The organism is Geobacter sp., assembly GCF_030834625.1.
Taxonomy (GTDB): domain Bacteria; phylum Desulfobacterota; class Desulfuromonadia; order Geobacterales; family Geobacteraceae; genus Geobacter.
Genome location: NZ_JAUQXO010000012.1, coordinates 45,431 through 55,132, shown reverse-complemented (window position 1 = coordinate 55,132; position 9,702 = coordinate 45,431). Strand labels below are relative to the sequence as shown.

The 9,702-nt window shown below is 60.2% G+C and carries 8 protein-coding genes; all 8 read right to left on the bottom strand.

The features are described from left to right. Nucleotides 1-1,010, bottom strand: a 1,010-nt coding sequence (locus tag RCH91_RS02420; protein ID WP_373694360.1) for a cytochrome c3 family protein, incomplete at its 3' end; no start/stop codon positions are given. 353 nt (nt 1,011-1,363) lie between these two features. Then, nucleotides 1,364-2,869, bottom strand: coding sequence for a B12-binding domain-containing radical SAM protein (locus RCH91_RS02415; RefSeq protein WP_306532937.1), 1,506 nt, complete (start codon nt 2,867-2,869; stop codon nt 1,364-1,366). Between the two features lie 219 nt (nt 2,870-3,088). Further along, nucleotides 3,089-3,442, bottom strand: coding sequence for a hypothetical protein (locus RCH91_RS02410; RefSeq protein WP_306532936.1), 354 nt, complete (start codon nt 3,440-3,442; stop codon nt 3,089-3,091). A 44-nt stretch (nt 3,443-3,486) separates the two neighbouring features. Further along, nucleotides 3,487-4,734, bottom strand: coding sequence for a hypothetical protein (locus RCH91_RS02405; protein ID WP_306532935.1), 1,248 nt, complete (start codon nt 4,732-4,734; stop codon nt 3,487-3,489). 91 nt (nt 4,735-4,825) lie between these two features. Next, nucleotides 4,826-5,653, bottom strand: a complete 828-nt coding sequence (locus RCH91_RS02400; protein WP_306532934.1) for a cytochrome c biogenesis protein — start codon at nt 5,651-5,653, stop codon at nt 4,826-4,828. A gap of 100 nt (nt 5,654-5,753) precedes the next feature. Then, complete coding sequence (locus RCH91_RS02395; RefSeq protein WP_306532933.1) at nt 5,754-6,260, bottom strand: hypothetical protein; 507 nt, start codon at nt 6,258-6,260, stop codon at nt 5,754-5,756. 27 nt (nt 6,261-6,287) lie between these two features. Continuing rightward, complete coding sequence (locus RCH91_RS02390; RefSeq protein ID WP_306532932.1) at nt 6,288-7,607, bottom strand: cytochrome c biogenesis protein ResB; 1,320 nt, start codon at nt 7,605-7,607, stop codon at nt 6,288-6,290. A gap of 56 nt (nt 7,608-7,663) precedes the next feature. Next, complete coding sequence (locus RCH91_RS02385) at nt 7,664-9,676, bottom strand: right-handed parallel beta-helix repeat-containing protein (protein WP_306532931.1); 2,013 nt, start codon at nt 9,674-9,676, stop codon at nt 7,664-7,666. Nucleotides 9,677-9,702 lie beyond the last annotated feature (26 nt).

The window sequence follows — 9,702 nt, the reverse complement described above, 5'->3', positions numbered from 1 at the left end:
ACCGTCTGGTTGGTGCTGTTGTGGCAGGTGGCACAGGTAGAAGTGCGGGAAAGATGCTCGTTCACTACGCCCAGGTTGTGGCACTGGGCACAGTCGGCGTTGGCCAGGGCCTTGTTATGGTCCAAGACGTGATTAACCTGGCCATGGCAGTTGGCGCAGGATACGGGAGTGCCTGCCTTGCCTGTAGTAATAGTCTGCTGCACCGTCGGATTGGTGCTGCTGTGGCAGGTGGCGCAGGTGGAAGTGCGGTTCGTGTGCTCGTAGACAGGCCCCTGATTGTGGCAGGAGGAGCAGTCAACGGGGGTGCTCACCATGTCGTGCTGCTGAACGTGGTTAAGCGCACCGTGGCAACTGACGCAATTGACGGTGGTGCCGGCGCGGCCGGCCGCGATTGCCTGTATCACCGCAGGCTTGGTGCTCTGGTGGCAGGTAGCGCAGGTGGAGGTCCGGTTCAGGTGCTCGTAGACAACCCCTTGGGCGTGGCACGTGACGCACTCGACCGACGGAATCGCCTTGTCGTGCTGCAGGATGTGGTTGACCCCTGCATGACAGTTGGTGCAGTTAACCGGTATTCCGGTTGGTCCCTTGCCGATATTGATGGTGTTGATCACCTCCGGCTTGGTGCTGCTGTGGCAGGTTGCGCAGATCGACTTGTGTTCCGCCACCGGCGGCTGGGTGTGGCACTGGCCACAGTCCGGGGCGGTGGAGAGCATGTTGTGGGCCAACGAGTGATCATACTGGCCGTGACAGACGATACAGTCGCGCACCATCTGCATTGTCAGGATGCCCGTAACGGGATCTTTGACCAACTTGTGGCAGGAGGTATAACAGTCGATCCCCTTCTGCAGAGCTACCTGGTGGTGCTGGTTGGAAACCGAGCCGTAAGTACCGCCGGTGTGGCACGTCCTACAGTCCGCCTCGGTCAGCGCGGACGCCTCGAGCACTGTTCCCGGCCCGGCCAGGAGCAGTGTTGCCATCGCCCACAGGACCATGAGGACCTGGGGCACCATTTTAAAAATCCTTGACCTTTTCAAAGCGTTACTACCTCCTTTCGTCTATCTCGAAGAAGAACGGGAGCCATCCCGTACGAGACTATCTCACTATGCCGACCGCGTCCGGAAAGAACCGGCCGGCAAACCTGGAACAATGAAGAACGACTAAAGCATTCCATGTGCCAGCCGGAACAAAACCCGATTAAAACACTCCAACTGTCACAAAACACGGTTTTGGAGGATTAAAATCCCGGCACGAAAGGGGCCGGCACAACAACCAATGCCGCGGTATAGCGGGATACCTTCGCCATATAACCGGCACATCATCCCTTCAGACTTCTTCCCCTACCCGTGAGTCGCGGAAAAACCGGTTACGGAATCGGAGCGAAGGTCTGCGGATGTGATGCGCCGTGGTGCTTCACGGTCTTCAGCAGGGCCTTCACCTCGGGGGGCATCTCCTTCCCCTCCTTGAGCATGGCCTTCATCTGGCCGGCCAGATAGGAGTGGTTGATGAGGAGATCGAGAACCGACAGCATGAACTCCTGTTTCCAAGGAGTAAGTTTCTCCAGATTCTGGAACTTGTGCATGAAGAACTTCTGGGACGCCCGGCCCAGCTGGCGCTCCAACTCTTCCATTGTCATGTTCTTGGGCTTGATGACCGGTTCCACCAGATTGTATTTGCGGTAATCCTTGGTGGCCACGTAGGGCTCAAGCTCGGGGTAAAGCTCGGCGTAGGGCCAGGGGGCGATGGCGAGGAAGAAGGCCATGTCGGGGTTGTAGTGCTTGGCGAGTTCGATGGTCTGCTCGATGGATTCGGGAGTGTCGTCGGGCATGCCGAGGACGAAAGAGGTTTCCGAGACAATGTCGGCGTTGTTTATGAGGTCAATGGCAGCCTTGGACTGGTCGACCAGAGTGTCTTTCTTGAAGAGATCGAGGGTCTCCTGGGTGCCGGCCTCGACCCCCACGTAGATATGCTCGACCCCCCCTTCCCGGTACTTGTCCATGATGTCGGCGTCGCGCATGATGTCGTCGACACGGGTCTCCATGAGGAGCTTCACCGGCACCTCACGCTCAATCATCAGGTCAAGGATCCTGACCCACCGCTCCCGGTCGAAGGTGGGAAGCTCATCGGAGAGCATGGCCACCTGAACGCCGTGAACGTTGTGGAGCATCTCCAGCTCGGTAACGAAGTTTTCGGCGCTCCTGGCCCGCCACGACTGGGACCAGAAGAGCTGCTGGGAGCAGAAGGAGCACTGCGATTTGCAGCCGCGGGAGGAGGAGACGATGGCGAGGCGGGCGTTCTTCTTGGCCCGGTAGGTGTAGATGGGCCACTCAACCAGATCCCAGGCTGTGGGGAGACTGTCCAGATCGTGGATATAGGGGGCCTTCGGAGTGACCACTACCCCCCCGTCGCGCCAGTAGGCAATCCCCAGAACCTTCTTGGGGTCGTCGCCGGCATTGAGACAGTGGCAGAGCATGGGGAGCGTCTCCTCCCCCTCGCCCCTGACGATGTAGTCCACGGCATCGTGATCGTGGGTGAGAACCTCGTCGTAGCAGAAGGCTGCGTGGACGTTGCCGAGCACCGTGACGATGCGGGGATCGATGGCCTTGGCGAACTTCAGCAGCTTCACCGCGTCGACAATGGATGCAGTATAGGCGGTTGTGGCGATCACATCGGGGCGGAACGCCTCGATCCGTTTCTGAATGTCGGGCCACTTGTGCCACAGGGACATGGCATCGTAGTAATCCACCTCATACCCCGCAGCCCTGAGTGCCCCGGCAATATAGACGAAACCCACATTGAGCCAGGTACCGGCAGACTCCACCACGCCGGAGTGATAGGGAGGGGTAATGAGAGCTATTCTTTTGATTTTCATGCACTTCTCCTCAAAGAGGTTAAAACTCAAGCGTTTACAACAGCAAAAATCGGGCCGCCTACATATGGCATTAATAATCGCACATAGGCCTTATTAAACACAAGTTTATTGTGGCGGGCCACCCGGGGGCGCTCCGTGAAGTCGCGGAACACTCCGGCTTATGACGGAGCAGGGAGGAGGGAGGAGGGAAAGGAAGACCAGAAAGGGGCAGGATGCCCGTCAGTGGAAAACCATCGGGTAGATGATCAGATAGCCTACGCCGAAGAATGAAAAAAGTACCACGTGCTTGATGATGAGCATCCGGCGGCGGACCCGCTCCGCGTCGGCGCCGTACCAGTTATCCACGTAGGTGAAAGTTCGTCCCGCGCCAGTGGCCATGATGATCACCATGGAGACGACACTCCCCCAGAAGAATATATGCTCCAGGCGATTGAGAACAGCGATGATCTCCTGGGGCTGGGCCTGGTGCATTCGATGAATAAGGGCGATGGAGGCGATGGCGGCAAGCCATATCCCGGCGGCGAAGTCGTGGATAAAGCCATTCAGGATGACGGCGACGTTACGGATGTTCATGGGATACGAATCCTCTCGGGATATGCGGGATAACGTTCTTCATGCTACTTCTTCCCCTCCCGCTCGATCATCTCCTCGATAGCCTCGCCGCAGGGGCACAGGGGGTCGTCCTTCTTGATCTTCGCAATGTGCCGGCCGATGGAGAATTTCATGTAGAGGTCGAGGAAGGAGAATATCTTCTTCTCCCCCATGGGGCCCACGGGCTTCTCCGAAGGCATCTGAGACACCTTGCCGTCCACCACTTGGGCCCGGCCGATGATCTCGAAGCCGTCGTCGGTCCGGTAGCCGAGGTTGTCGGTCTGCACGCCGAGGACCGTCGGAAGGTTGGCCAGGTCGTAGTGGCGCAGCAGCCCCACCTCCCCCGGCGGGAGCACCCGGGAGCAGGTCCCGATGTCCATGGCCACGACGCGACACCAGGGGAGGTCCGGCTTGATCCGCTCCCGGTCGATGCCCGCCAGGAGGTCCCTGAGGCTGGAATCGACGCTGTTCGTGGCGCTCTCGGCCATGCCGAGGACGTTGAGGCAATAGGCCGGGTCCACGCCGAAGGTGTCGCGGCACCGCTCATAGTATTCATCGCGGCCGCAGTCCCCGAAACGCCCCCGGTAGCCGCCGCCGTCCACAATGCGGCTTCCGGCGGGGAGCGCGAAGCGGAGGCCGTTTTTCCGGCAGGCGTTGAAAAAATAGATAAAGGCGGAAGTGGAACCGATGAGCGCCACGGGCTTTCCCGCTACGACCAATTCCCTGAGCCGGTCCATGAATTCCCGGATAAGGAATCCCCGCCGCGTGATGAAAAAGCCGCTCTGGTCAGTGCCGAAGGAGCGGATCGTCTCGGCCATGCCGATGGCCATCCCCATGGAAGGGGCCGTCTCCGGCGACGGGGCCAGGACCAGGATCGGCATCCGCTCCCCCTCGGGGAAGACGTAGTCTCCCATCACCTTGCGGTTGGCCGCCAGCACCAGCTCCCGGCCGTACTCGTCCCTGAAGATTATCCCGCGCAGGTCAGGGTCAGTGGTCCCCCCCGTGACGTTGGCCATGACCGTCTGCTCGTAGGGGAACGAAATGACCAGATTCTTCTTGAAGGCGTCTGACGGATAGGCGGGGATATCTTCCCACCGGCCGATCCCGGCGGGGTCGATTCCCCTGCCGTCGCAGTAGGCGCGGTACGCCTCGTTTGCCCCGTACTGGAAGCGGAACACCTCCAGCGCCAGGGAATCGAACCGATCCTCCCCGCGGGGGGCGGCGATGTAGTCACGGATCGTTTCGAAAAGCTCCCGCCGGCGTGCTTCGCTCATCGATTATCTCCCGACAGAGGGCAGAAAGGCGCAGGCACTGCGAAAAACTGCTTCCGCCCATTCTGAATGGCGTCAGATACGGAGGTCAGGATCATTTGAAATACTCCGAGTGGACCGACGAACCAATCAGCGGCGTGAAGAAGAGGGAAAGGACCGACAGGAGGAAGCAGAGGATGTAGAGGTAGGCCGCCGCCTCCCCCTTCAGCCCGAAGAAGCGCCGCAGGTGCAGGTAGATGCCGAACGCCACCCAGGTAATGAGCGACCAGGTTTCGATGGGGTCCCACCCCCAGAAGCGCCCCCACGATTCATAGGCCCAGATGCTCCCCGCCAGCATGGCAATGGCCCAGAAGGTGAAGCTGAAACCGGCGAAGCGGAAGGCGAGGATATCCATGGTCTCCACGTCGGGAAGGCGGGCAAGCCACTCGAGACTGGTGCGCTTTCGCAGAATGTAGAAAATTGAAAAGGCCAGGGCCACCAGCAGCGTACAGACCGATATCTTGTAGAAGGTCACATGGAGGACGAGCCAGACGCTCCGAAGCGTCGGCGGCAGCATCTTCACCTGGGGCTCGAAAAAGATGCCGATGGCAATCATCAGGAAGGCAGCCGGGAACACCAGGATGCTCGCCGATCTGATCTTCGGCAGGAAGTGGGCAAAGACCATGAAAAGGAAGAGCCCCATCCAGGCCTGTGAAGAAAGAACCTCGAACCGGCCGATGTAAGGGCCGTGCCCGACTATCTTCCACCACCAGAGGATGCCGATGCCGTGGACCAGAAGCCCCGCCCCCACCAGGAGATAACTGATCCCGGTGGCGCGCTCCTTGCGGAAGATGAGGCCGGCAACGTTGAAGATGGTGGCGAGCACATAGATGACCACTGCAACCCAGTGGACGATGGTGATTGTCGAAAAGGAACTTTCCATGGAAACGCGAACCTCACTGAATCGGGACGCATACAGCGTCCCTTAATCACGCCGGGCGGGGCGGCAAACCTTTGCAGAGAACCGGCGGGCAATGCCTCTGCTACTGTGCCGTCCCCTTCCCTGGAGCCGGCGCACCAGAGGGAGCCTTCTTATCGGCCCCCTGCTCCGTGGCGACGTCCCTGATCCACCAGGCGCCGTTCTTCTTGGCGAGGCGGTAATTCATCCGGTAAACGAACCCCTTCTCGTCCCGCTCGACTTTCCCGGTATCGATGTTCACATGCCGGAAGTCCCACACCTCACGGGTCTTCACGGAGGCAGAGGTGTTGTTGGCGAACCGGATATCCTTGAAGGATATGTCCTTGAGCTCCGACATCATCCTGAGCCGCCCCTCTCCGAGGGCCGCCATGTGGAAGTAAACCTTGGCGGTCTGTTGCTCCTCAGCCACCTGGGCCAGTCCGGCCATGTTCAGTGCCGCGTACCCCTGGGCAAGAAGAGAGTTGTACCTCTTGATCGTGGCCTCAACCTGCTCCACCTCCCGAGAGTCGACGGTGCTGCAGGAAACAGCGGCAACGGCAAGCAAAAGCAATGCAATACCCTTTTTGATCATGTCATGCAACTCCCCATGATAAATAATTCAAGCCTTCTGTTCATCCGTCGTGGCGGGCAACCGTGCCAGACTTCGGAGTTCATCGAACTCGTCGCGGTAAAGCCGTTCAAAACGCGTGGCCCGCCAGACGAGCCGGCACCCGCTCCCTGCGGGAGAGAGGGAGCATTCCCGGGGGGGGCAGAAATAGCTGAGCGACCCGCCCAGGCAGACGATGAAGAATCCGAGGAAAATTCCCGCCATGCCGGTGGTATCGATGAAGATCAGCCCCCCCCAGCGTTCAACCTTGACCAGTTGGGCCGAGTAGTCGCCGAGTCGCCCCGTCTCCCCAACCTTCAGGGGAAGTTCCGCGGCAACCTTTCCGTCTTCCATGAGGCGCATCACGAAGAGGGGGTTGTTCCCGTCGAGGGAACGCCGCTCGGCATCCCCGTAGTATTTCGTCTTGAGCTCGCTCGGCAGCCAGGTGAGGACAAAGTCCTTGTATGACGCAGTATTCCGGTCAACGGGCTGATCGAGGGAGAAAACCTCGCCATGCTCCTGGCCGTCCCTGCCCGTAAACTTCACGAAGAATGCCCTGCCATGGGACTTACCCTGGAAAATGCGCATGCCCTTGTGGCGGACCGACTTATTGATATGCATCGAAAACGGTGTTGCCCGGCCGGCAGCATCCACAAAACTGAAATCAGTGGTAAGCTGCCGCATATTGTCGTTGTCGTAGTACTCGGGCACAACCCTGTCAAGCCTGACCGCTTCGGGGAGAATCAGCTTGCCGGCCAGAAGACCCCGTTCCTCCTTAATCCACTCCGCACCGGGCTGGTGCACTTCACCTTCAAGCAGATCGATCACCGCCCGTTTCTCGCAGAGGAGGATGAGCAGCGACGAGGCAATGGAGACCACGATCCCCAGGTGAAGAAGGAAGTTTCCCCAGTATCCCCACGGATGACGGACAAACCGGTTGGCGCCGTCCCTCCCCCCTAGCTTCAGATAGCCCAGGGAACGGAGACCCGCGGCAAGCTCGGCGGCGCTGATCGGCGTCTCAAAGGATTCTCCTTCCGAGATTCCCTCCCGGCTCTTCCGGAGGGCAATCCGGAACTGCTCCCAGGTAGAGAAGCAGAGCGAAACGAGGAACAGAGCGAGGAGCACTGCGAACCAGGGGGAGGTATAGACATGGTCGAGGGCCAGCCCCCGCGACAACTTCGCCAGGGTCGGGTTGGCGAGCTGCCACGTGTCCAGTTCCGGCGGCGGCGTGAGGAAGCGTTGCGGGAAAGAGTAGCCCAGGAGGATCGCTCCGAGCATAAGGAGAATGAGGGTTATGACCGTCTTTCTGGAGAGGAAGAAGCGCTTGAGCATCCGGGCATATTACTACAAATGCTTCGGTCGATGTAACTGATTTTTAGTCGAAAGCGTCACCGCCGGACTCCGGCCCCCCTGGGCGGAGCGGTAAGTACCGGCGTCAGCAGCGCGGCCCCCAGGTCGGCATCTGCCTTTCTGTCGTATATCTTCAAATAGATTCTATCCAACGCCGTGGTTCCCCACCAATTGTCGCGAACCACCGTATCATACCGCTGGCGGTCGCCGAACCGGTAGTCATACTCGCGGTTCCCGCTGATGGCGTTGAACCTGATGACCGGCATCATGGCATAGGCCGGATCGGCCTCGTACTCGTCAGGCATGAAATCCACCCGATTCTGCCCGGACGGCACGAAAAAAATCCCCACGCCGTTGCCGCGGATCCGGTTGTACTCCATGGTCACCGGCCCCTCCAGTCGGTGATAGCGGATGCCGTAGCGGTTGCGCTCGATGTCGTTGTGCTCGATTCTCAGCTCAGCCCGGCCAAACCGGAGCCCTTCGTGGTTGCCGGCAAAGACCGAATCGCTCACCACCGCCCGGGAGAAATGGGCCTGGAACCCCGTGAAGGCATGCTCCACGACGCAGTAGCGCATGACGTTCTCAGCACCCGACGTGAAGAGGAGAATGTAGGACCAGTCTCCCGGTCTGGGTTTGTTCTCGGCGGACGAGAACCGGATCCGCTGCCGCGGCGTCCCCTCCGCCACCAGCCTCCCCAGCACCCTCAACTCGCCATCGCCGACGCCGTCCTTGTCCCGGTCAACCTTTCTGAACCGGACCGCTGTCCCCGGCCGGATGGTGAGGGTCGCCCCCCGCGCCACCACGACCCTTCCCGCAATCTCCACCCGGCCGTTCCAGACCGTATCCCGGTCGATCACGGAATCTTCGAGACGAAGGACTCCTTTGGGCGGAATGGGTTTCCCCCCCGTTGTTCTCCCTTTCGAGGCTTCTCTGGGGCCAGCCGGGTCGGCCATCACCCGTCCCACGGTCATGCCCACATCTTTGAGCTGCCCCGTCACGGTCACGGCATGGTCGACATTCTCTTCATACAAACCGAACAGCTCTCCCCGGTGGGGCGAGGCGCCGGCAAATTCACGGGCCATGAGGTAGTAGGTCCCCGGCTCCTTCAGCCCGATGGTGAAGGCGCCCGTGGCATCGGTTGTCCCCATGAATTCCGACTTGAGCCGGAGAATATTCATTCGGAAAAGCTGCCCCGGCTCACCCTTGTACGCCATCACCGTGAGCCCCGGCATTCCCTCCCCGCTACGATCAGTCACCCTGCCGGAAACGCCATATCGGGCCGGGGCCTCCTCAATCCGCTCCCGGAACCGCGCCAGGTGATGCCGGGTCCGGGGGACCGTGATCCCCTCGGCCAGAAAACCCTCCACATCGTCCTTGGGATAGCAGGGAATTTCAATGGTCGTACCGGCCCCGTCGGCAACGGATACCGGATTGCCGGGGTAGTAGCAGAAGAGATCCCCCTTGCGCATCTGCATCCCCCCGTTGGCGACCATCCGCTTGCGGGCCACCACCGTATAGCCGCCCTCCAAAGCCCTGATACTGAATGTTCCATCGGGCCCCGTGCCTTGCGTTGCAAGGCCCACCCCCCTAAACTGCTCACCCCCTGCAGGATAGACGGACACAAGCGCATCGGCAACCGGTTTCCCTTGGTAAGTCACTACCCCCGAGAGCCCGAAATCGGCCGTTGCCTTCATTGCAGACGACAGGTCCGGTACTGCGATGAAGGGTAGCCAGAGTTTCTCGCTACCGATCTTCACGGGGTTTGCGCCGTGGAAAGAAAAGTACTCCGTTGCACCCCGTTTCCCACGGGCAACCAGATGATAGCCCCCCGGCGGGAGGTCCAGCAGGTAGGAGCCGGGCCTCTCCCCCGCCGATGACCGGTAGAGGGGAGTACCCTGTCGCACATCCTTCAGTGAACCATAGGCGGAAACCACCGCCCCCACCAGGGGTCCCTGCTCCACTACCACCACCCCCTCCACCAGCGTTGCAAGAGAAGGGGGAGGAAACAGCACAAGAGCTGAAAAGAAAATGCTCCACGCAACGAATTGCATCAACTTTATGGCCGTCCCGTCATAGC

What these genes read in the sequence shown, in the direction of transcription:
- RCH91_RS02390 (WP_306532932.1), bottom strand. Translation starts at nt 7,607, where the DNA reads ATGCTCAAGCGCTTCTTCCTCTCCAGAAAGACGGTCATAACCCTCATT.
- RCH91_RS02385 (WP_306532931.1), bottom strand. Translation starts at nt 9,676, where the DNA reads ATGCAATTCGTTGCGTGGAGCATTTTCTTTTCAGCTCTTGTGCTGTTT.
- RCH91_RS02415 (WP_306532937.1), bottom strand. Translation starts at nt 2,869, where the DNA reads ATGAAAATCAAAAGAATAGCTCTCATTACCCCTCCCTATCACTCCGGC.
- RCH91_RS02410 (WP_306532936.1), bottom strand. Translation starts at nt 3,442, where the DNA reads ATGAACATCCGTAACGTCGCCGTCATCCTGAATGGCTTTATCCACGAC.
- RCH91_RS02395 (WP_306532933.1), bottom strand. Translation starts at nt 6,260, where the DNA reads ATGATCAAAAAGGGTATTGCATTGCTTTTGCTTGCCGTTGCCGCTGTT.
- RCH91_RS02405 (WP_306532935.1), bottom strand. Translation starts at nt 4,734, where the DNA reads ATGAGCGAAGCACGCCGGCGGGAGCTTTTCGAAACGATCCGTGACTAC.
- RCH91_RS02400 (WP_306532934.1), bottom strand. Translation starts at nt 5,653, where the DNA reads ATGGAAAGTTCCTTTTCGACAATCACCATCGTCCACTGGGTTGCAGTG.